The sequence below is a fragment of the Corallococcus carmarthensis genome, from assembly GCF_003611695.1.
Lineage (GTDB): Bacteria > Myxococcota > Myxococcia > Myxococcales > Myxococcaceae > Corallococcus > Corallococcus carmarthensis.
Map to the genome: position 1 here is coordinate 1 of NZ_RAWE01000076.1, position 22,714 is coordinate 22,714.

A 22,714-nucleotide genomic window follows, 5' to 3' on the forward strand; every position below is an offset into this window, starting at 1 on the left:
CCCCCCCCTCCCCGCCCAATCCCTGGCAGGAATGACCCGCCGCGGCGAGTAGGAATGGAGGCCGCCCATTGACCCAAAGCAGGAAAAACCCGTCTGATTCATCCATGCTCAATCAAACCCCGGAGTACCAGTCCTGCATCCAGAGTTCCGAAAAGGTGTCCTGGCGTCTGGATGAGCTGCTGCCCAAGGACACCGTGCTCGACTTCAGCCACCGGTTCCTTTCGGATGCGCTGACCGGGACGGAAGCCATCCCCTTCCTGAGCGCGGAGGAGCGGCTGATGTTGAATCACATCCGCTCCAACAGCTACGCCCACCTGTTCCTGTTCCTGGAGGAGTACGCCGTCGCCCTGGCCGCCCAGCGCGCCGGCCTGGAGCTCCACGGGAACGCGACGCACATGCGGGCGCTGCTGCGCTTCACCGAGGAGGAGCTGAAGCACCAGCAGCTCTTCGCGCGCTTCACCGGCGCGTTCGCGAAGGGCTTCAAGGTCGCCCCTGCCCTGCTCGACAACCAGGTGGAGGTGGCCCGGGCCATCATGGCGAAGTCGAACCTGGGCGTGCTGATCTTCAACCTGCACATGGAGCTGATGACGCAGCAGCACTACCAGGAGACCGTGCGCGGAAACAAAGACGAGACGTTGGATCCGCTGTTCTGCAACCTGCTCAAGCACCACTGGCTGGAAGAGGCGCAGCACACGCGGCTGGACTTCCTGGAGGCCCAGAAGATCCTCGCCCAGGCCCCCGAAACGCTGGACGCGGCCCTGACCGAATACTCGGAGCTGCTCCAGGCCCTGCGCGGCACCCTGAACGCGCAGCTCGCGCTGGATCTCCAGACGCTGGAGCAGGCGGTGGGGCGCACGTTCACGCCCGCCGAACGCCAGCAGCTGTCCGAGTCCCAGGAGCGTTCGTATGTCTGGGGCTTCATCGGGATGGGAATGAAGGCCCCCCTCTTCCTCTCCCGCCTGCGCGCGCTCTCCCCCCTCGCGGAGCAGCGCGTGCTGGAGCTGGCCCCGACATACTATTGCGCCTGAGACGGATTCAGCGGCCGCCCCGGCGATGACGAGCGGCGTCCGGACCCCACCCCCGGACGCCCGTCACGCCGCCGTCACGCCTGACAGCAGAAGGTGCGGGTCAGGTCATGAAGAACCGCCGAACACCCCGTCCGAGTCCCCGCTTCGTCGCCCACGCAGGTGAGGCTCCGCACGATGCGAGTGCGGGCCCGGAGCATGGGTGGGCTGGCATCGAGGAGAGGGGGAAGCCGATGGCTTTTCAAGAAGCGTTGTTCGAGTCCGCGCCCATCCGCGTGGGCGTGGTGGATGGCGAGTCCGAAACCCTGCGGCACGTGCTGCCCCTGCTGGATGCCGACGCGGACGTGCGCGTCGCGGGAGTCCACGACACGGGCGCCGCCGCCGTGGAGGCCCTGCGGCGCGAGCCCGTGGACGTCCTCTTCCTGGACGCGTCGCTCGCGGACATGGACGGCTTCCAGGTGCTCCTCGATGCGGGGAGCGCGTGCGCCGGTGCCGTCGTCTTCATGACCGCGCGGGAGGAGCACGCGCTGCGCGCCTTCGAGGCCGGCGCGCTGGACTACCTCCTCAAGCCCCTGGCGCCGGAGCGCTTCGTCCAGGTGCTGGGCCGCGCGAAGGAGCACGTGCGCCTGGGACGACTCCAGCACCTCGTGCGGCAGCTCGCGGGACTCGTGAGGACGCTGCCCGAGCCGCTCCGTGCACCGCGCTACCTGGACCGGCTGGTCATCCGCGAGGTGGGGCGCGTGACGCTGCTCCGCGTGGACGACGTGGACTGGATGGCGGCGGAGGACAACTACGTCCAGGTGCACGTGGGCGGCCACAGCCACCTCTTGCGCCAACCGCTGCGGGAGCTGGAGGCCCGGTTGGATCCGGAGCGGTTCGTGCGCATCCACCGCTCCACGCTCGTCAACCTCCAGCGGGTCCAGGAGCTGCGCCCGCTGCTCCATGGCGAGTACCAGGTCATCCTGCGCGACCGCACCACGCTGAAGCTCAGCCGAGGCTACCGCGAGCGCCTGGGCCCGCTCCTGGCCCAGGGGTGAAGGGCTGGACTCCCGCCGAGGCGGACTGCTGCCGGCACCGCGCCTCGGCGGCCCGCGCCTGCATGGCGTCCTCGTGCTGCCCCAGGGACTGCATGAGGGCCGCGGCCCGCGCGTAGTGCTCCGCCGCCAGTTCGGGCGGCAGCACCTGTTCGTCGGAGCGCGCGGAGGCCATCAGGTGCGGCAGCGCCCGCTCCGTCCCTCCGGCCCCCAGCCAGTGGTGCGCCAGGAGGATGGAGGGCGCGCCGTCCTCCTCGAACACCGTGGCGAGCCGGGTGTGCAGCACGCGCTCCTCGCCGGCCCCCATCCCGGCCCGCACCGCCTCCATCACCAGGTCGTGGCTGAAGCGCTCGCCCATCAGGACCTGGGCCGCCTCCAGCTCCGCGAGCGCGTCGTTCGCGTCCGCCGGCTTCGCATGGAGCACCCGGGGCACGAGCGGGGTCCGGAAGAAGGCCCCCGCCAGCGCCGCGAGCCGAGCGCACTGGAGCGCCAGCGCGGACAGCCCCTCCAGCCGCCGCTGGATGAGCGGGCCCACGCGTCCCGGGGGAGGCAGCCGCTGGGGCCACTCGCGGCGCAGCGAGTCCGTCTCCAGCAGGTGCTTCAGCGTCTCCACCACGTACAACGGGTTGCCGCCCGTGTAGCGGGCCAGGGCCTCCACGTGCGCCTCCGCGCCCGGCAGCCCCATGCCCGCCACCATGCGCTTCACGTCCTCGTCCGTCAGCGCGTCCACCTCCACGATGCGCGCCAGACCCGCCTCGACGAGCCGGGCCACGTGCATCCGCGCGTCGGGGGACAGCTCTCCCCTGCGGTAGCAGTCGATGAAGCGCAGGCTCCGGGCGCCCTGCGAGGCGGCGTCCGCCAGCCGGGAGAACGCGAAGGTGAAGGCCTTGGCGCTGGCCGTGTCCCAGTACTGCACGTCGTCCGCGACGCTGATGTCCTCGTGTTCGTGGAGCAGGTGGAGCGCCGCGACGATGGCGTCGTAGAAGCGCAGCATGCCGGCCTCGGAGGCCAGGGGCGGCAGGAGTCGCGGCTCCCCCAGTTCGGGGAGGATGCGCGACAATTCGATGCGCACCCAGTCCGGCAGCTTCACGTCCGGCCAGCGCTGCAGCTGCGTGCGGAAGGCGCGCGCCTGGGAGGCGAACGGCACGTCCCGGTCCCCGGCCCTCGCCTCGATGCGCCCCCATCTTCCCTGCGTGGCCGCGAACTCCTCCGCGAGCCGCGTCTTGCCGCTGCCAGGCTCGCCGGAGATGAACAGCAACTGTCCCGCGTCCCAACCGGCTTCCAGCTGCCGCCACGCGGCCTCCCGGCCCACCAGCACCGGCGGGCGCAGCACGGACAGGGGCAGCACGGCGCGCGTGCCTGAAGGCGCGCGGGGGCGCTGCGTGGCCTTCTCCACCTCCCGCACCAGGGCGAGCGTCTCCGGCATGGGGGTGACGCCCAGCTCCCGGTCCAGGACGCCGCGCAGGTGTTCGAAGGCCGCGAGCGCTGCGCCCCGGTCGCCCTGGAGGTAGTGCAGGCGGATGAGGTGACGGCCTGCCTGCTCGGATTCGGGCTCCTGCCGCGCCCACGCCTGCGCGAGTCCCAGCGCGGCGGTCCAGTCGCCCGTGGAGGTGAGCTGGCCGATGCGGTCCTCACGCGCCTCGCGCACCCAGCCATCGACGCCCGCGCGGGCGCCGTCCAGCCAGCGCGCGAGCTCCGGGCAGTCATCGAAGTCGAAGCCGGCCAGCAGCGTGCCGTCTTCGGCGTCCACGGTCTCCAGCGCCTCCGCGTGGGCTCGGGCTTCGGCGGCGGCCTTGAGGCACGCGGCGTCCACGGACTGGGGCGAGACCAGTGCCAGCCGTTCGGTGTCGCCTTCCACCAGGGCCTCCTCCCCCGTGGCGAGCCGCAGGCGGCGCAGCAGTTGCCGCAGGTTGCCGCGCACCGTGGTGGGAGGCGAATCTGGCCACAGGAGGGCGGCGAGCGGGAACTTGGGCGAGGGCCCCTGCAATGCCAGCCACGCAAGCAGCGCCGCAGTGCGCCGCTCCAACCTCACCCGTTGCCCCTCGGGGCCGCACAGCTGCGCCAGCCCCAGGACCCGCACCCGCCATTCCCTGCCAGCCACCGGAGTCCTCCCAGGCTTCGCGCCATCATCCGAGCGGCGCACACTACTACCGGAGGGCCATTGCCCAATGGCATTCATCACACTGGAAAACCCGGCCCCTGCGCGCCGCGCGCATCCCAGAGCGGGAAGGACTTCAAACATCCGCTCGCGCTGTGATGGGCCACCCGGCGTCAGCCATGGGAGCAAGCCACCGGCAGCCCCTCACGTCTGGGAATGGTGCCCGCCACCGCCATCCGGGCCACGGAGCGCTGGAGGGCCTGGATGACGGACCGGCCGGGAAGCCTGGAGCTGTTCACTATCCGTGAGCATTCATTCCGACATGCCGACAATTCGACAGTGCGGCCTCGGGTGGCTGTCGTTGTTCATGGCCTGGCCGGTGTTCGCGGCCGGGCCCGCGGTGTGGGGCGAAGGGATGATGGTGAAGGTCCGTCCCGACGACACCACTCCCGGGAGTGCCACCGAAGTGCAGCTCACCGCCGCCCGGAACGAGTTCGTCTCCTTCCAGGTGGCGCTCCATGGCGGTGACACGGGGCTCCAGGGCGTGCGCGCCCGCCTGCCCACGATGGAAGGGCCCGCGACGCTGATGGGGCCGGACGTGACGCTGTACCGGCAGGCCTACCTCACCACGCGGCAGACCTCCGAGTCCTGGCAGGCGGTGGGGCGGTGGCCGGACGGGCTGGTGCCGGACACGGACGAGATCGCCCGGGAGGCGCGCAATGCTTTTCCCTTCGACGTACCCGCGAACGAGGCGCGCGCCATCTGGGTGGACGTGCACGTGCCCCAGGACGCGCCGCCCGGCGAGTACACGGGCACGGTGACGGTGGAGGGGGAAGGCGGCTTCCTGCGGCAGGTGACCGCGAAGCTCACCGTGGTGGACGCGGTGATGCCCAGCACGTCCTCGCTGTCCACGGCGTTCCTCCTGTCGCCGGTGCAGGTGTGCCGCGCGCACATGGGCCGCGACGACTGTTCCGCCTCGGAGCTGCAGCCGTTGCTCGCGCGCTACGAACAGCTGGCGCTGGAGCACCGCCTCACGCTGCCGGGCCTCTTCCCGCGCGAGCCCTGGCGTCCGTCATGGGAAGACTTCGACGCGACGTGGGGCCCCTTCCTGGATGGCACCGCGCCCACGCGCCTGCCCGGCGCGCGCATGACGCGCCTGGAATACGAGGGCCCCCTCACCCCCGACGGCCTGCGGAACTTCACCGAACACCTGCGGTCGCGGGGCTGGCTGGACCGGGCCTATGTGCAGATTGGCGACGAGCCTCCCTACCAGTCCAGCTTCTCGCAGGTGAAGGCCGCGGGAGCCATGGTCCGGCAGCTCGCGCCCGACCTTCGCACGATGCTGACGACGAACTCCCTCCAGCTGAAGAACCACTCCCTGGAGCCGCTGGTGGACATCGTGGTGCCGCTGGTGAACCACCTGGACGGCACGGAGCCGGACTTCGTGGGGGACCAGACCGCGACGTACACGGCCTTCCTCTCACGTCCTGGAACGGAGTTGTGGACGTATCAGAGTTGCATGAGCCACGGCTGCCCCCCCGGGAGCAGCATGCCGGAGAACCTGCCGGGGGCGGGCTGGCCGTCGTACGGGGTGGACCGCTCCGCGGCGAAGGCACGCGCGATGGAGTGGCTGACCTTCCTCCATGGCGGCACGGGCGAGCTGTACTACGAGACGGCGGGCATGCTCCCCACGGCGTGGTCGGACCAGTACCACTTCAATGGCAATGGGGACGGGACGCTGTTCTACCCGGGCACGCCTTCGGCCATTGGCGGGCTGACGCACGTGCCGGTGGCGTCGCTGCGCATGAAGCTCGTCCGCCAGGGCATGCAGGACTACGAGTGGCTCAAGGCGGTGAGCGACGCGGGCGACCCGGACTTCGCGCGGGGGGTGGCGCGGGAGCTGATTCCCACCGCGTGGCAGGTGCCGGACGACGGCGCCGCGTTCGACGCGGCACGGCTGCGGCTCATCCAGCGCTACCAGGAGCTGACCCGGGGCAACCCGGCCGCGCCGGTCATGGGCACGGTCCCGGACGAGGCGATGGCACAGCGCAAGCAGTCGGTGCCGGGCACGTACGGGCAGGTGGGCGGCTGCGGTGCGGGTCCGGGGGATTCAGCGGCGGCCGCGGCAGGGCTGCTGTGGGCGTTCTGGATGCTGTCGGGAGCACGCCGGGCGCGGCGGCGGCTGCCTGCCCGGGAGCCCTGAGCGGCGGCGGTGTCCAGCGGTCCGCAGGCAGGGTTCCCTCGCGGGCCATGGATCGCGGTGCCTGGGTTTGAGATGGGAAGCCGTTGCGTCACGGCGGGAGGTCACGTGGAAGAGGCCCAGGTCCTTCGCAAGGGCTTTGCCTTGCGGCAGTTGATGGAGCGTCTGTCGGTGGTGGAGGACCTGGACTTCTGGCGCCGTCTCCAGCCCGAAGCCCCCATCACGGAGCACCCCTGGAAGGCCTTGGGAGACATCCCGGCCCCGGGGCGTCCGGAGGAAGCGCGCGAGCTGGCGGCGCGGCTGCGGCACGAAGGGTATTTCCAGACGGGGCCCCTGGTGCCCGAGGCGATGATCCGCCAGATGCGCTCCTGCATCGAGGCGGTGCGCAAGGCGGGCTTCCCGCCCATGTTCGCGCTCGTCTACGACGTGTTCTACCAGGCGCTCGCGCATGCGCGGCCCACGCTGGAGGCGATGCTGGGTGAGGACTTCCAGCTCGTGCCCAACTTCTGGGTCTACTACGTGGAGACGAAGGACGACGGGAAGGGCTTCGAGCCGCACCGGGACGCGGAATACCCAGACACCATTGGCGTGGATGGAATGCCCACCGTGCTCACGGTCTGGGTGGCCCTCACGGACGCCACGCCCCTCAACTCCTGCATCTACGTCGTCCCCATCCACCGCGACCCGCAGTACCCCAACGCCCTCCGGAACCTGCGCACGGGGGGCCAGCGCATCGCATTGGAAGACATCCGGGCCCTGCCCACGCAGGCGGGCACGGTCTCCTGCTGGAACCAATACATCTATCATTGGGGAAGCCGAAGCAGTCAGCGCGCCCGGGTGCCCCGCATCAGCTACGCGCTCTACTGCCAGCGCGGGGATGTGTCCGCGGTGGACGACGTGCGCCTGGATCCGCGAGGCCCCATTGGCTTCGGCACCCGCGTGGCGCTCATCTGCCGCAGCCTGTACCGGTACTCCCACCTGAGCATCCAGGAGAACGAGGACGCCATGCCGCTGCGGGCCTTCATGGCCCGGCACGGCGTCCCGCTCAATCCCTCCCGGGCAGTTGGAGCCCCGCCTTCAACAGCCCGGACGTGAGGGCGGCGGACCGTGCATCGCGGCTGGGAGCGAACGCCGGCGGCGCGTCACGCCCCAGGCGAACATCATCAGCCCTGCCCAGCTGAGACCCGCGGAGGTTCCGCTGCTCGCGTCACAGCCGCAGCCTCCCGCGGGGAGCGGCTCCTCGGGAGGCTGCTGGACACGCGCGGCCACGCTGACCTGGAAGGTGCAGGTGGCGCTGTTGCCCGAGGCATCCGTGGCGGTGGCCGTCACCTGCGTCGTGCCCACGGGGAACACCGCGCCGGAGGCGTGGCTGTAGCTCAGCGTGGAGGTGGACGCCGCGTCCTGCGCGAGGGCCGCCGGGTAGTCCACGGCCAGGCCCTCCGCGGGAGCATCCGCCTTCCGCACCGGCGCGGGACAGGTGAGCACCGGCGCGGTGGTGTCCTGGACCGTGATGCGGAAGGCGCAGGACCCCGTGTTGCCCGCGTCGTCCGTGGCGGAGAGGACGACCTCGGTCATGCCCAGGGGGAAGCGGGTATTCGAAGCATGGCTCAGCGACACGAGGGGAGATGCCGTCACCGCGTCGCGAGGAGCGGGCACGGAGAAGCCGATCCTGGCGCCCATGGGGTCCTGGGCCTCGATGATCAACGGAGCGGGGCAGCCCACCTCCGGCGCGATGGTGTCCCGCACCGTGACGGTGAAGGCGCACTGACCGGTGTTGCCCGCCGCGTCCGTCGCCTTCGCGCTGACTCGGGTGAGGCCCAGCGGGAAGAGCGCTCCGGGCGCATGGCTGACCACGAGCGCCGGCTGGACCGTGACCACGTCCACGGCCGTGGGGACCGCGAAGTCCACGGCGGTGCCGAAGCGCCCCGTCGCCTCGACGACGACGTCCGCGCCGCAGGTCACGGCCGGAGCCGTGGTGTCGCGCACCGTCACGGTGAAGGCGCAGGCGGAGGTGTTGCCAGCCGCGTCCGTGGCCGTGGCGCTCACGCGCGTGGACCCCAGCGGGAAGGCAGCGCCGCTGACATGGCTCAGCGCCACCTGGGGCGAGGCCGTGACCGCGTCCGTGGCCGAGGGCGTCGCGAAGGCGACCGTGGCGCCGGAGGGGCCTGTCGCCTCGGCCACCACGTCCGCGCCGCACGACAGGGACGGGGCCTGCGTGTCGCGCACGGTGACGGTGAAGGCGCAGGCGTCCGTGCGGCCCAGTCCATCCGTGACGGTGGCGGTCACGGACGTCTGGCCCAGCGGAAAGTCCGTCCCGGGATCCTGGCTGTACGTCACGGTGAGCGGCCCACGCCCGGAAGGCGTCGCGGGAGGGAACACAACCGGGGCCCCCCGGGCGCTGGTGGCCTCCGCCACGAGCGGCGCGGGACAGGCAACCGTGGGCGGCGGCGGCAGGGCCACGGTGACGGCGAACGCGCACGAAGCGCTGTTGCCCGCGACGTCGGTCGCGAGGACGCGCACCTGCGTGCCGCCCACGTCGAAGTGCGAGCCCGACGCGAGGATGTACTCCACCGTGACGTCGGACACCGGATCCGAAGCGCTCGCGGCCGCGTAGGTGACGGTGGCGCCCTGGAGGCTCGTGGCCTCCACGGCGACGTCCGCCGGACAGGACAGCGAGGGCGGCGTCGTGTCCCGCACCGTGACGGGGATGGAGCACGTGGCGGCGTTGCCCGCCGCGTCCGTCGCCGTGGCCGTCACCGAAGTGGTGCCCAACGGGAACGTGCTGCCGCTCTCGTGACTCAACGACAGCGTGGGCGCGGCCGTGACGGCGTCCGTGGCGGTCGGGGCCGGGAAGTCCACCGGAGCCCCGGTGCGTCCCACGGCCTCCGCCACGACCTCACCCGGGCACGTGAGCGTCGGCGCGGTGGTGTCCCGCACGGTGATGGAGAAGCCGCAGGAGGCCGTGCGCCCGATGCCATCCACCAGCGTGGCGGTGACAGAGGTGCTGCCTGACACGAAGACACTCCCGGACGCCTGGCTGTAGGCCACCGCGAGCGGAGGCTTGCCCGTGGCACTGGCGGCCGCATAGCTCACGGACGCGCCTGAAGCGCTTGTGGCCTCGGCCACCACGTCTCCCGGGCAGGTGATGCTCGCGGGCACCGGCGTGCACGTTCCACCTCCACACGTTCCGTCCGCGCACGCGCTCTGGCAGCAGACGCCCTCCACGCAGAAGCGGCTGGTGCAGTCCGGGGCCGTGGCGCACTTCGCCCCGTTCACGGGGTCGGACACCAGCCGGAACCTCACCCGGAACTGGCCAGGCATCCAGTCATGGGGCTCATACGTCAGGAGGAAGCGCCCGCGGCCCCAGGAGGCCAGCGCAAGCGGCGTCGTGTTCACGACGGTCCGGTCGAAGCTGGTGAGATTGGAGATGAAGAACCGCGTCGCGTCGACCTGGGAGAGATCCGGCGCCAGCCGTCCGCCATAGAGCTCGAGACTGGTCGGGGTCACTTGCCGCCAGACGAGCAGGCACTCCTTGCCATCGCAGGCCACCGCGGGCACCTCCCTGGAGATGCTTGTGTTCGTGAAGAGCGAGCGGCCCCCATTGTCCAGGACGGCGCCGTCCCGGGCCCGGACTCGCGCGCCGTAGACTTCGGACGGGACGCCGCTCCGCTGGTCATGCCAGACCGTCAGGAAGTGGCTTCCGTCGAAGGCCACGGCGGGTGTCCGCTGTATTTCGGCGCGGGTCGTGATGGGAAGGCTCGGGCTGTCGGCCACGGTACCGTCCGAGGCGCGCACCCGCGCGCCATGGATGTCCGGGTTCGAGCTCCCATTGCGATAATCCGTCCAGGCCACCAGGAAGTAGCCTTCGCCAAAGGCAGTCGCGGGACTGTTTTCGTCGGAGTTCCCCGTCGCCACCGCGATGCCGTCGGGCTCCAGCACGGCTCCGTCCAAGGCCCGGATCCGCGCGCCATACACGTCGGTCGTGGTCCCTGTCCCGTTCCGGGAATCCTCCCAGGTCACGAAGAAGAGCCCGTCACCTGAAGCCACCTTCGGGTTCCCCTGGGGCCTGGCCGCGGCGCTGACGATGAGGTCGGACGCGTCCAGCACCACGCCATCCGACTCGCGGATGCGCGCGCCGTGGATGTCCGCGTCCAGGCTGCCCGGCTCGCTGTCCCTCCACGCCACCAGGAACTGGCCCTCCGCGAAGCCCACGGAGGGCGTGCTCCGGCTGCGGTTCCCCTTGCCCACGGGGAAGGGTTTCGGGTCGAGGAGCCCGCCATCCGACGCCCTCACGCGCACACCATAGAGACTGGAGGCGCCAGAACGGTCGCGGTCATCGCTCCAGACCACGAGGTAGCTCTGCGTGCCCGCGGCCACCGAGGCGTCGATTTCGGCGTTGGCCGAAGCGGAGAGCAACATCGAAGGCGTGTCGAGCACCGCCAGGTCCGACGCCCGCACCCGCACGCCGTAGATGTCCTGGAGGAGCTCGGTCCTGTGCTCCCAGACCACCAGGAAGCGGGTCCCGTCGAAGAGGACGGCGGGAGCTTGCTTGTCGCGCGAGGCGGACGTGGACAGGAGGACTCCCCCTGGATCGAGGACCGTGCCATCCGACGCCACCCGCCGGCCCAGGATGTCTGCCTGCTTCCGCCACACGACCAGGAAGCGGCTTCCGTCCGAGGCGACGGAGCTTGAGTCCTGCGCCGTCGTGCCGCCCGTGGCGACCACCAGCCCCTGCGGATCAAGCACCGCGCCGTCCGATGCCCTGACGCGCGCGCCGGAGATCCCCGTCAAGCCGTCGCGGGTGTCCTCCCAGGTCACGAGGAAGGTCCCGGCCACGGATGCGATGGAGGGGTTGGATTGTCGGCCCGTCGCCGTGGAGATGGGGATGCCCGCCGGGTCGAGCACCGTTCCAGCGGCATCGACGCGGGCGCCATGGACGTCGCTCGACACCGGATCGTTCCGGGAATCACTCCAGGCCACCAGGAAGCGGCTGCCATCGAAGCTCACGGCGGGCGTGCCCTGGGAGCCGGCCCCGGTGCTGATGGGAATGCCGCCCGGGTCGAGGACCACGCCATCCGACGCCCTCACCCGCGTGCCGTAGACGTCGCTGGTAACCCCGCTGCGGTGGTCGTTCCAGACCACGAGGTACTGGGTACCGTCGAAGGCAATCGCCGAGGAGTCCTGACCGCCGGTGGCCGTGGAGAGGGAGAAGGTGGAGCCGAGGCGCTGACCGCTGGAGGTGCTGAACCGCGCCCCTTGCACGGAGGCGTTTTCATCCCAGGTCACCAGGAAGTCGTGTCCGTCGGAGGCCACGGAAGGACGGGACTGGTTGTTGGGGCCCGTCGCCAGGGACAATCCCTTGAGGTCCAACACCGTTCCACTCAGCGTGGTCACGCGGGTCCCGATGACATCCAGATTGCTGCCATTGTCGACCGTCCACATCACCAGGTAGAGGCCGGCGGCGCGCACCACCGCGATCGCGGGTTCGGATTCCGGGTTCCGGGTGGGCGCGGGCACCGGATAATCAATATTCATCTCAGAAGAGATGATCGGATCCAACACCGCCGGGAAGGCCGACTGCTCCAGCACCCGCGCCGGCACGCGCAGCACCAACGCCTGTCCCTCCCGCACGGACGTCACGGGAGTGCGCGTGCCCGCCGCGTCCACCCAGGTGGCCCGGCCGTAACGCGCGCCCAGGCCCGTCTGGCGGTCCACGAAGTGGTGTCCCTGCGCTGTCTCGCTGACGTACGCCATCCCCGTCAGCTCGACGCGAACCTCCAGGTCGCCCGAGCCCTCCGGCCGCGCCGCCAGCTCCCAGCGCTGCTCCAGCCCCGCGTCGCCATTCTGGAGCACCTCCACCACCGGGCCCCGCGCCAACGCCAGCGTCCCGTCGTCGCGCACCGACGCCCGTGCGGCCTTCGCCAGCGAGCGTCCCCCCCGGGAGACCGACGCCGTCCTCACCCGCAGCGGCGAGCCTGCGACGGGAGCGTCCTGCCCCTCCCGCACGTGGCGCGGCGAAACCTCCAGCGTCCCACCGGCGTCGACCCGGACCGAGTACGTCCCCTGCCCGCTCGTGAAGGCCCCGGACTCGGCGCGGAAGGACTGGTTCACGCGGCGGATGACGGCCTGGAAGTCGATGGGGGGCGAGACGTCCACGGGAGCGGCAGGGTCCTCGGGCGCGGACGCACCGGCGGCGGGCTCCTCGGGCATCTGCGTGGGAGCGCAGGCGGTGAGGAGCAACACCAGACCGGCCACGAACGCGGAGGTCGAACGGGGACAATGGCGGGAGGCCATGAGGACTTTCAGGTCAGGAAGAGGTGTCAGTCCATGCGCGACGGGGCGGCACGGCGACAAGGACAGACGCTACCTGAAAGCCTCCCTCCACGATAAGGCCCGCGTCCCTCCCAAGACCGTGGTGCATTCCGACCCGGGAGCCCAAGCGCGTGACCGACAAGCATGTTTTGAATGTCTTTCATGTTTCGCGCCGTCCAACGTCCGGGGGTAGATTGCAGGGCATGAAGACGCTTCCTGCCCTCACACCGTGGATGGCCGCGCTGTCGCTGCTGTGCGGCTGCGCGACGCTCGACACGTCGAACCTCTCGTCGTCGTGCCGCAGCCAGTACGACGCCTGTCTCAACAGTTGCCAGCCGCAAGGCCGGCCCTCCTCGCGGCAGCCGCCGGACTCCGTGCAGGGCAATGCGGAGCGGCTCACTCCCGACACCCAGACCCCGGGCTGCGTCGACACCTGCAACCAGCAGGCGAAGACCTGCGCCTGAGCGCATGGCTCCGGAACGCTACGAGACGCTGGACGGCTCCACGCCGGACGTCACCCCGCTGGCGGCGGAGGTCGGGCTCAAGCAACCGTTGAGCGCCTTCACGCTGTTGGAGGGCGGCGACGTCTTCGAAGCGCGCGGAGGCCGTCCTCCCGCGGAAGGCCCCACGCGAGCCCGCGCCTATGTGAGCGCGAAGCTGGAGCTCAAGCCGTACGGCGCCCCGGCGGCACAGGTGAAGCGGGTGCAGGAGGAGATCGCGCGGCAGCTCTCCGGAAACCTCCAGCTCATCGCACGGCTGGAGGCCGCGCGGCCCCTGACGCTGGAGCTGATTCCGCCCGGGCACACGCTGGCGAAGTACGGCTATCCCCGGGCGGTGTCCCCCCAGGCCGCGGGCCTGTTCTGGGACCATCCGGACTGGCCCCGGGCCCGCATCGCGCTGAGGCAGGACCGGATGGAGTCGGAGCAGTACCTGGTCTTCCACGAGATGGCGCACGCCATCCAGGGGCTGGCCTTCACCCAGAAGGAGAGCGAGCTCATCTACCGCACGATGCTCCGCACGTACCGCAGCCGCGCGGCGGTGGATGAAGTCTTCGCCATCTACAGCGAGCGCGAGTTCGTCACCGGCGTCTCCGCGCACGACCTGCGCGCACCCGGCGTGTACGGCATGGCGCGCCAGCGGTGGAACGAAGAGCACCTGTTCACCCGCTTCGTGCGCAACCTCTACTTCCCCTACAAGCCCCTGGCGGGCGGCACCGCGGGAATGACTTCGTCCAGCTTCGGTTGAAGCGGCTTCCGGGCGCACGGCACCGCCCGGCTCGCGCTCCGCCCCCGAGGCGTCCCTGGATTGAAGCCCGATTCCGCCGCATGGTAGGAGGAGGCTGGCCGGTCGCCTCGACGGAACAACATGGACTCCCCCGGTGCTGGACGGCCTCGTCGGCGATTGACGCGAATCATCGCGGGCGCGCTCCTGATCATCCTCGCGACGTTCGCGCTCCTGCTGCTCGCGGGGGTGACAGCGCTGCACAACCTTGCCCACCCCTGGCTGAAGCCGCGCATCGTCGCCCAGGTGGAAGCGGCCACGGGCGTGCGGCTGGACTACCAGACGGCGCGGATCGACGTGCTCTCCGGGCTGCGGCTGGAAGGGCTGGTGGTGTGGACCCCGCCGCCGTTCCAGGCCGTCGCGCCCGAACTGCTGCGCGTCGGCACGTTGGAGGCGTCGTGGTCGCTTGGGGCCCTGGTGAAGGGGCCGGTCCGGGTGGAGCGGGTGTCGGTGCGGGACGCGACCGTCGTGCTGGTGGCGGATGACGCGGGGACCACCTCGCTCACGAACCTGACCGGACCGGCGACGCCCGAGCCGCCCGATGAAGCGGCCCCCGGAACCTCGCGCCAGGTCGCGGACCTCTTCGCCGCACCGTTCCCCGTTCGAACCATCGAACTGTCGGGCGTGTCGCTGACGTACATCCGCGTCCAGCGCGGTGCGGTGGTGGACCGCTGGTCGCTGCGCGGGCTCCAGGCCGGAATCGAAGCGAAGCCGCAGGACCCGGGCTGGAAGCTCCTCGTGGACCTGGGCCAGACCGGGAAGCCCCTGGCACTGGCGCTGAACCGTGAAGGCCCCGCCGTGCCTTCCGCGGAGGCCCTGCTGGAGCTGGCCCTGGCGGTGGAAGCGAACGCGGACGCCGCTCGCGTGAAGGTGGACCTGGACGTCGCGCGGCAGACCTTCGATCCCCGCTTCACGCTCCGCACGCTGCTGCACGGCGCGGTGACGGCGAAGTTCGACGCCACGAAGCAACACACCACCGTCGAGTTGGAGCACACGCAGCTGACCGACAGCGCCGACGTGCAGGCCCAGGTGGTGCTTCCGGATGCATCGGAAATCCCGCCCGTCCTGACGCGAGCCCTGGCGGACGTGGACCTGGGCCGGCTGCTGCAATGGATCCCCGCGGACCTGCTGCCGTTCACACTCAAGAGCGGCAAGGTGCACCTGGAGGCCCAGGAGGTCACGCTCAGCGGCATGCCCCAGCTGGGAGCCCAGGGCCGGGTCGGGATGGATGTCGACGTGGCGCAGCTCCTCTTCGTTCAGGAGGCGCTCCGGGTGAACCTCGGCGGTGGGCGCATCTCACTGGCGGCGACCCCGGATGCGCCGCAGGGGCTGGCCGCACGGCTCACGTTCGCGCTCCAGGGGCTCGACGTCGGAGGCCCCACCCCGCTCCGCGTCCCGAACGCCTCCGGCGAGCTGACGGGGCGCCAGCTGCGGCCCGACCTCGGCTCGCCCTTGAGGGTCGTGGGCGACGCGGCCCTGTCAGCCAAGGTGGACGCATTGGACGTCCGTGCCTCCGGGCACCGTGCGCTGGCGGAGCGGCTGGGCTTCCAGCTCCAGCTGCCGCTGACGGCGAAGCCTCCCTTCGCGCTGAAGGCGGACCTGCCCGTGGAGGCGCTCCGGGTGACCAGCCCGCAAGGCCGCGAGGTGTTGAAGGGCCCCGCACGCGTGCAACTGCATGTAACGGAGGCCTTCCCCACGATGGAGGAGCCACGGCTCAGCAAGGCCCGCGCACGGCTGGAGCTGGACGTGGGCACGCTGCACGCGTCGCTGGATGCCACGAAGGGGAGCGACGACGTGGCGTACACGCTGGACGTCCAGACGCCGGACCTCGTCGCCGCCCGCCCCTTCCTCCCGGATGACGTCGCCGCACGGCTCCCCTGGAAGCAGTTGGCCGTGACGCTGGCCTCCAAAGGCAAGCTGACGTCCCTCTTCGAGCCCTCGCCGCGCGTGGATCACCAGACGGAGCTGCGCCTGCAACGGCCAGGCTGGGACGACGTGTCGGCGGGCAGCGCCGCCCTCGTGCTGCGGTCCCAAGGCGACGACTGGAAGCACAAGGGAGACCTGGACCTGAAGGTCGAAGGGCTGCGCATCGGAGAGACCGACGCGGGAACCCAGCACCAGACGCTGACGTTCGACGTGGACCGCCGCAAGCTCGCGCTCCGGTTGGGACTCACCGGCCACGAAGGACTGAAGGTCGCCGCGGACGCGGCGCTGGCGTTCGACCGGAAGGCCCGCGCGCTGCGCGTGGACGTGAAGGGCGACTTCCCGCCCCTGGGCCCCCTGTCACCGCTCCTGGCCAAGGCGCGGGTGCCTCCAGAAGTGGATCCCTCGAAGCTCGCGATGACCGGCGAGCTGCACGGCACCCTGACCGGCCTCATCACGCACCTCGGCTCCGACGGAACCGTCCGCCTGGCCCCCATGCCTCCGCGCGGCGCCAGCTTCGAAGGCAAGGCGCAGGTGGACCTGCGAGGGCTGCGCTGGAAGCAGGTGGATCAGACCATCAACGTCCCCGCCCTGCGCTGGCAGGGTGAATCTCACGCCGAAGGCTCCAAGCGCACCGTCCGCACGACGCTCGCGGTGGAGAAGCTCACCGTGAGCATGAATGAGCGCCGGCTGACCTTCGCGGACCTGTCCAGCGACAGCACCGCCACCTTCACCGACCAATGGGAGAAGGGCGACATCGAGCTGAAGCAGCTCGTGAAGGTCCGCTCGCTCGAACAGAAGCCGGCGCTGCCCTACCCCGTCCAGGACGTGGAGGCGTCGGTCTCCGTCCTGCGCAAGCCCACGGGCGTCATCCACGTCCCGGACCTGCGGGTGTCCAATGGGGGCACCCAGACGCAATTGAAGGTCCAGGGGCGGCTCGACCTGAGCAATGATCAGCAGCGCATGGGGCTGCGAGGCTCCCTGGAGCAGGACCTGGCCCGCCTCGCGCGTCCGGGACAGGTCGAGAGCAGCGGCAAGGCCACGGTGGACTTCCGGGTGGCGTCGCCCGACCTGGTGGTCTTCCGCACCTCCTCCAACCTCAAGCTCCAGGACGTGAACGTGCGGATGCCCGAATCCGGCATCGTCGTGGAGGCGCTCAACGGCGACGTGCCGCTGACGGAGAACGTGGAGGTCTCCCAGGACGGGGTGCGGCTCCTGAACGACCTCAACGTCAATCCGTACTCGATGCTGCGCTTCGCGGATCAACACCCGCTGCTCACGCGCAGCGGCTTCCTGTCCGCGGACCGCATCACCACGCCGTGGATCACCATCGCGCCGCTGGCGGGCAACCTGTCCATCAACCAGAACGTGTTCTCCATGAGCCAGCTGGAGATGGGCGTCCGGGGAGGCCGCATCACCGGCCAGTGCATGCTGGACTATCAGGGCAAGCACTCCACGCTGGAGGCCCACGTGCGGGCAACGGGCGTGAAGTCCTCCCGGGGCGAGCCCTTCGACGGCAACGCCGCCATGGTCATCTCCGCCAGGGACCGCAGCATCAACGGGCGCGCGGAGATATTGCGCATCGGCAACCGCCACCTGCTGGACCTGCTCGACCTGGAGGACCCGCGCCACACCGACCCCGCCACCAACCGCGTCCGCTACGCGTTGGGCCTGGGGTATCCGGAGCACGTGCGCGTGAGCTTCAAGCAGGGCTTCGGCAGCCTGCTCATCACCATGGGCGGTCTGGCCCAGCTGGTCAGCATCGATGAGATCCGGGGAATCCCCCTGGGGCCCATCGTCGACCGCCTCATCACCACCATGACCCCTCCGGAGGCTCTGCCATGAAACACCGTGGGTTGCTGCTCGTGGCCGCCCTCGCCGCTCCCGGGTGCATCCGCGCCCCGGAGATCGTCATGGTGGACCGCGCCACGGCGCTCGAGGAGCAGGCGGCGGGCTCGTACAAGGAAGTGGAGCAGCGGCTCGCGAGAGCGGGCATGAACCCCACGCCGGTGCCGCTGACGCCCAACCAGCTGGAGGACCTGGGCATCCAGCCCCCGCCGCTGGTGGAGAACCTGGGCAAGACGCAGGCGGACCGCGTGGACGACCTGGTGCGGCGTCACTGCGTGGGCGAGGGCAAGGACGGGCTGCTGGTGGTCACCCGGAAGCAGTGCACGGCCGGACGCGTGTCGGCGGATGACGCCGCCCTGGTGGAGCGGGTGAACCGCGCCCGGCGGCAGCTGTGGCAGTGGATGCGGACCGTGCGCCCCGGCGTGCCTGAAGAGACGCTGCGCCAGAACTGGCACCAGGCCCACGCGGAAGGTGTCGTCTGCGGCGGCTGGGTGGAGGCCGCGGACGGCACCTGGGGAGAGAAGAAGTGCTGACGCCCCGAGCCCCCTGGGTCCTGGCCCTCGCCGTCCTCGTCGTGAGCGACGCCTGGGCCCAGGACGACGAGAACGACGGAGGCATGCGCCTGCCCGAGCGGCTCACCGTGGGCATGGGGGATCAGTTCCTGGGGCAGCTCGGGCCCGATGAGAACTCGCTGCTGTTCGTGTCCAACCGGGACATCGCGACGGAGATCTTCGTCCAGGACCTGGAGCGGGGGCGCGAGCGCCGCCTCTTCGACGAAGGCGCGGACGTGACGTGGCCGCGCATCAGCCCCAATGGCAAGCAACTGCTCTACATCTCGTTCCGCACCCAGGCCAGCGGACAGCTCTGCGTGCGCGAGCTGCCAGAGGCGAAGGAGCGCCGCTGCCTCGAAGAAGAGACCAGCGCGCTGCAGGCGGAGTGGATCGACGACACGCACATCGCGCTGGTGAGCCGGGCGACCATCCAGGGCGACCTGCGGTTGTCGAAGGTCGCGCTGGGGGCCGCGTGGCACGTGACGCCCCTGCTCGAGCGCAACCTGACCAGCCCCGCCCTCTCTCCGGATGGCCGATGGCTGGTGTACGTCCCCGTCCAACGCTCCGTGCGGGAGGTGGGCCCGGGCTTCGCCGCGCGTGCGGCGCCGCACCTGGAGGCGGTCCGGTTGGATGTCCCCGGCGCGGCGCCCGTCCCGCTGACGCTCGACATCCCGGGGCAGACGGGCCAGCCGGTGTTCGCGCGCGACGGACGCTCGCTGTACGTGGTGCAGTTCTTCACCGACTCCAACGGGGACGGGGTGATTGACGCGAGCGACAGCGGGGTGCTGTTCCGCGTGCCCTTCTCCCCCGAGCGCGACGACGCGCCCGCCCAGGCCGCCGCCGCCAGCCCGGATCAGCTGACGAGCGAGTCCTGGAGCTGCGAGTACCCGGCCCCCACCGCCGCGTCGCTCATCGCGACCTGTTCCCGTGGCCAGTCGCTGGACGTGTATCAACTGCCGCTGGATGGCCAGGTCCCCAGCGAGTGGGACGTGCCCCGCCTCAACGAGGAGCTGGGCATGGTGGGCCGGCGCGCGGATCAGCTCCTCCTCTACCGTCAGCGCCTGCTGCGCGAGACCCGGCCCAAGCCCCGCCGGTTGTTGATGATGCGCCTGAGCCAGCTCCACCTGGCCTACGGCGACTTCGACGCCGCGGACTTCTACGCCCGCCACATGCATTCGGTGGAAGACCCCGCCACCGCGGGGTTGTCGGAACCGCTGCGGCTGCTCATCGCCCACCGGCGCGCCCTGAAGGAGCGCGACCGGGGCCGCATGGTGGACGAGTTGCAGGAGGCCGAACGCCAACGCATGGCGGCCCTGGACCCCGCCGCCGCGCCCAGCCCGCCCTCCGCCGTCTATCAGCACGTCTTGCGCAGCGAGTTCGCGCAGTCATCCGGCGACTTCACGCTCGCGAGGCAGGAACTGGAGGCGGCGCGGCTGACGGACACCACACCGCGCGCGGTGCTGGAGGCCTGGTACGAACAGGCGGACGCGCTGTACCGCGAGCTCGACGACCGGGAGGCGCTGGCCTCCGCCGGCCTCCGGCTCTCCCAGAACAAGATCTTCAAGGCGGATGATCAGCTCGACTTCGCGCGCGCCGCCGTCCGGGCGCTGTACCGGGGGCGCGGCTACGCGGAAGCGGACGCCGCCATGGCCCGGGCGCTCGCGGCGGAGCCCGCAGGGACACCGTACGCGTTCGCCCTGGAGCTGGGCCGTCACGTCAATGCGTTGCACGAGGAGCGCCCTCCCCGCCCCGTCCGGGACGCCCTGGTCGCGTTCTACAAACAGCAGCAGGACCCGCTCCGCCGCCGCATGGTGGTGCAGGACACCGCCGAGCGCGCGGCGAGCCTGGGCGCGGACGGCGTGATGGAAGCCCTGGCGACGCTCTACGTGGACGACGCCCCCGCGGGCACCGAGGAGCGGCGCCGGGCGGAGCGGCTGTTCCGCCGCGCGCTGATGGGCCGCGCCTACCGCCGCATGGCGCGAGACCGGATGGACGAGGCCCGCGCCGACTTCGACCTCGTGACCCGGAGGACGGCCTCGCTGGAGAGCGCGGTCGAGTCCATGAGCCTGCGCCTGCGCGCGGGCGTCGCGCCCGAGGTGGTGATCCAGGAGGTCACCACTGATGTCCAGAGCAAGGCCGTGCCGCTCGCGCACTTCGTGAAGGCCTACGTGACGACGCGCCGGCTGTCCAAGCTGGATGACGACGCCCACGCCCAGGCGGTGAAGACCGGCCTCGCGGAGCTGCGCGCGGCCTGGCAGGAGCTCAAGAACCAGCGCGAGGTGCAGGCCCTCATGGGGGCCATCCACCACGAGGACTTCCTGCGAAGCCGGACCCCCGCCGCCGCCGAGCGCGCCAACCGGCACTACCTGGTCGCCCTGGACCTGGTGCGCAACAATCCGCGCTACAAGGCGATGCTCCTCGGCGCGCTGGGGCTGCTGCACACGCAGGTGGGCAACTACCACATCGCCCTGGGCTACCTGGACGAACGGGACAAGCTGCCCTACGTGGACAGCGCGTCGGGGCTGTCGGTGGCCCTGGCCCGCGCCCGGGCGCTCCTGCACGTCAGCCGCGAGGCGGAGGCCGCGCAGTCCGCGGAGAAGGCCCTGGCCATGGTGGAGGCCGCGCCGAAGCTGGCCCGGTTCATCCCGTTGGTCATGGACCGCGCGGCGCTCTACAACCTGGCCGCGGGCCGGTTCGAGCAGGCGCTGGCGCTCTACGACCGCGCGCTGCCCGGCATCGAAGCCAGCCCCCGCGACGAGGAGGGCCTGCGCAACCGGCTGGTGACGCGGCTGGCCCGCTGCGCCGCGGCGCTGGGCGCGGACAAGCCGCAGCGGGCGCTGGAGGACCTGGATGAGGTGGACCGGGACCTGACGACGCCCGCCGTGCAGGCCACGCTGAAGCAGGCGCACGCCACGCCCGGGTTCGTCCAGCGCGCGTATCGCATCATCGCCGCGGGGCTGCGCGCCAACGCGGAGACCCGGCTCGGGCGCATGGACGCCGCCGCCCACGCGCTGGAGCAGCGGCGCGCCTTGTTCCTGGAGCAGTTCGACGAATCGGACCGCGACGAGGACATCCGCGCGGTGACGCTGGCGGAGCTGCGGCTGGCCGAGAACGCCGTGGACCGCCGCGACCCGGCACAGGCGGGCCAATGGCTGGGCAAGGCGCTGGAGCACGCGGACTCGCTGATGGCCCGCACCCACGCGCCGGTCGATGCCGGTCAACTGGACGTGCTCTGGTTCGCGGCGCAATTGCAGTCCGAGGACACGACGCGGATGCCTTTCGACGTGCCCCAGCGGATGCTCCAGGCGCGGCGCACCCTCATCGAGCAGCGCGACCCGGCCTGGCGTGCCTATCTGGCGTGGTTCAACATCTACCTGGCGCTCAGCGGCACCGATGGCGCGCTCCCGGTCGCCGGGGAGAAGCCAGGCCCGGAGCAGGAAGCCCGGACCGAGGCCCCATGAGGCGGCACCGCGGTTGGAAACACATTCGGTAACGCGCGGGACATTTTCGCGGCACATGGCGGGAGCACCTTGCACCGTGTCAGCCCGGAAGCCCCGGGCCTGAACGGCACGGGACTCCGTGGGGGGCAAACCCCTCCCAGTCGGTCCCTCACGGTGTCCACCGTGCCATCAGGCCCATGGCTTCCGGGTGCGGTCTTCACGCGCAAGCTGGAGGTACATCACCATGAAGCGCCATCTGATCATGCTGGGCCTGCTGTTCGCCGTTCCCGCCGTCGCCGGTTCCACCACCCCCACGCAGGACGCATCCCAGGGCGCGCGCCGCCCGCCCCCGTTCGAGCGTAAGTCGCCGGTCCAGGTGCTCATCGACCACCGCCAGGACCTGGCTCTCACCGACGCCCAGGCCTCGAGCCTGACGCAGATCCAGACCGCGCTCGACGCGAAGAACGCGCCCGTGAAACAGTCCCTGGAGGCCCTGCGCCCTCCCGCGCCGCCGGACCGCGGGCCCCAGGGCACGCCGTCCGCCCAGGACCAGGCCAGGCATGAGCAGGCCCGCGGCCTGTTCGAGCAGCTCCGCGCCAACGACATGGCGGCCTACCAGCAAGCGGAGCAGGTGCTGACGGACGCCCAGAAGACCCAGGCCCGCACCCTCCTGGAGGCCGAGCGGCCCGCCCACGGCCCGGGCCATGGCGGCCGGGGCGGTCCTCCCCGGGGTGAATAGCCCTCCACCGGCAGTCCGGCCGCCTGCTCGCCTGGGCGGCCGGAGACCCGGCGTTTGGAGTGTCGTTTCCTGAAAGTCACGAACTCCCCGTCAGGATGTCAGAGGGCCTCCGTATGGTGCGGGGTACCTGGAGGCGATGATGCAGACGATGTTGGTGTTCGTGCCGGTGGCCCTGTTGGTGGCCGCCGTGGTGATGATTCCCCGCTCCCGCCGCCGCGTGCGGCGGTGGAAGGTGCGGGCCGGGTAGGCGGATCCGCGCTCGT

At 71.1% G+C, this 22,714-nt stretch carries 12 protein-coding genes; 10 read left to right on the forward strand and 2 right to left on the reverse strand.

Annotation, left to right across the window (positions count from 1 at the left end; all coding sequences use genetic code 11):
- Positions 1 to 104 precede the first annotated feature (104 nt).
- A complete protein-coding gene (locus D7X32_RS20945; protein WP_120604337.1) occupies positions 105 to 1,028 on the forward strand; it encodes a diiron oxygenase in 924 nt (307 codons plus the stop codon).
- Positions 1,029 to 1,258: 230 nt separating this feature from the next.
- The gene (locus D7X32_RS20950) at positions 1,259 to 2,062 is read left to right on the forward strand and encodes a LytR/AlgR family response regulator transcription factor (protein ID WP_120604338.1); all 804 of its coding nucleotides are present in this window, start codon (positions 1,259 to 1,261) and stop codon (positions 2,060 to 2,062) included.
- Here D7X32_RS20950 and D7X32_RS20955 read toward each other — a convergent pair.
- Entirely contained in the window at positions 2,013 to 4,160 is a 2,148-nt protein-coding gene (locus D7X32_RS20955; protein ID WP_120604339.1) for an ATP-binding protein, read from the reverse strand. The genes D7X32_RS20950 and D7X32_RS20955 overlap by 50 nt on opposite strands.
- A 319-nt stretch (positions 4,161 to 4,479) precedes the next feature.
- Here D7X32_RS20955 and D7X32_RS20960 point away from each other — a divergent pair, with 319 nt between their 5' ends.
- Entirely contained in the window at positions 4,480 to 6,360 is a 1,881-nt protein-coding gene (locus D7X32_RS20960; protein WP_120604340.1) for a DUF4091 domain-containing protein, read from the forward strand.
- Between the two features lie 105 nt (positions 6,361 to 6,465).
- Complete coding sequence (locus D7X32_RS20965) at positions 6,466 to 7,452, forward strand: phytanoyl-CoA dioxygenase family protein (RefSeq protein ID WP_167506494.1); 987 nt, start codon at positions 6,466 to 6,468, stop codon at positions 7,450 to 7,452.
- Here the strand turns inward: D7X32_RS20965 and D7X32_RS47570 are convergent.
- The gene (locus tag D7X32_RS47570) at positions 7,435 to 12,651 is read right to left on the reverse strand and encodes an HYR domain-containing protein (RefSeq protein WP_120604341.1); all 5,217 of its coding nucleotides are present in this window, start codon (positions 12,649 to 12,651) and stop codon (positions 7,435 to 7,437) included. The two genes, D7X32_RS20965 and D7X32_RS47570, sit on opposite strands and share 18 nt — an antisense overlap.
- A 221-nt stretch (positions 12,652 to 12,872) precedes the next feature.
- Between D7X32_RS47570 and D7X32_RS20975 the strand changes: the two genes are divergently transcribed.
- From D7X32_RS20975 to D7X32_RS21000, 6 genes are all read left to right on the forward strand, one after another.
- On the forward strand, positions 12,873 to 13,133 hold the full coding sequence (locus tag D7X32_RS20975; protein ID WP_147450205.1) for a hypothetical protein: 261 nt from the start codon (positions 12,873 to 12,875) through the stop codon (positions 13,131 to 13,133).
- Positions 13,134 to 13,137: 4 nt separating this feature from the next.
- Positions 13,138 to 13,914, forward strand: coding sequence for a hypothetical protein (locus D7X32_RS20980; RefSeq protein ID WP_120604343.1), 777 nt, complete (start codon positions 13,138 to 13,140; stop codon positions 13,912 to 13,914).
- 120 nt (positions 13,915 to 14,034) lie between these two features.
- A complete protein-coding gene (locus D7X32_RS20985; RefSeq protein ID WP_120604344.1) occupies positions 14,035 to 17,718 on the forward strand; it encodes an AsmA family protein in 3,684 nt (1,227 codons plus the stop codon).
- A complete protein-coding gene (locus D7X32_RS20990; protein WP_120604345.1) occupies positions 17,715 to 18,254 on the forward strand; it encodes a DUF1318 domain-containing protein in 540 nt (179 codons plus the stop codon). The genes D7X32_RS20985 and D7X32_RS20990 overlap by 4 nt, the downstream gene beginning before the upstream one ends.
- Positions 18,248 to 21,733 carry a TolB-like translocation protein gene (locus tag D7X32_RS20995; protein ID WP_120604346.1) on the forward strand — a complete coding sequence of 1,162 codons (3,486 nt, stop codon included), beginning with the start codon at positions 18,248 to 18,250 and terminating at the stop codon, positions 21,731 to 21,733. The genes D7X32_RS20990 and D7X32_RS20995 overlap by 7 nt, the downstream gene beginning before the upstream one ends.
- Before the next feature lie 223 nt (positions 21,734 to 21,956).
- On the forward strand, positions 21,957 to 22,451 hold the full coding sequence (locus tag D7X32_RS21000; RefSeq protein ID WP_120604347.1) for a Spy/CpxP family protein refolding chaperone: 495 nt from the start codon (positions 21,957 to 21,959) through the stop codon (positions 22,449 to 22,451).
- Positions 22,452 to 22,714: the final 263 nt, after the last annotated feature.

What these genes read in the sequence shown, in the direction of transcription:
- D7X32_RS20945 (WP_120604337.1), top strand. Translation starts at nt 105, where the DNA reads ATGCTCAATCAAACCCCGGAGTACCAGTCCTGCATCCAGAGTTCCGAA.
- D7X32_RS20950 (WP_120604338.1), top strand. Translation starts at nt 1,259, where the DNA reads ATGGCTTTTCAAGAAGCGTTGTTCGAGTCCGCGCCCATCCGCGTGGGC.
- D7X32_RS20960 (WP_120604340.1), top strand. Translation starts at nt 4,480, where the DNA reads ATGCCGACAATTCGACAGTGCGGCCTCGGGTGGCTGTCGTTGTTCATG.
- D7X32_RS47570 (WP_120604341.1), bottom strand. Translation starts at nt 12,651, where the DNA reads ATGGCCTCCCGCCATTGTCCCCGTTCGACCTCCGCGTTCGTGGCCGGT.
- D7X32_RS20975 (WP_147450205.1), top strand. Translation starts at nt 12,873, where the DNA reads ATGAAGACGCTTCCTGCCCTCACACCGTGGATGGCCGCGCTGTCGCTG.
- D7X32_RS20980 (WP_120604343.1), top strand. Translation starts at nt 13,138, where the DNA reads ATGGCTCCGGAACGCTACGAGACGCTGGACGGCTCCACGCCGGACGTC.
- D7X32_RS20985 (WP_120604344.1), top strand. Translation starts at nt 14,035, where the DNA reads ATGGACTCCCCCGGTGCTGGACGGCCTCGTCGGCGATTGACGCGAATC.
- D7X32_RS20990 (WP_120604345.1), top strand. Translation starts at nt 17,715, where the DNA reads ATGAAACACCGTGGGTTGCTGCTCGTGGCCGCCCTCGCCGCTCCCGGG.
- D7X32_RS21000 (WP_120604347.1), top strand. Translation starts at nt 21,957, where the DNA reads ATGAAGCGCCATCTGATCATGCTGGGCCTGCTGTTCGCCGTTCCCGCC.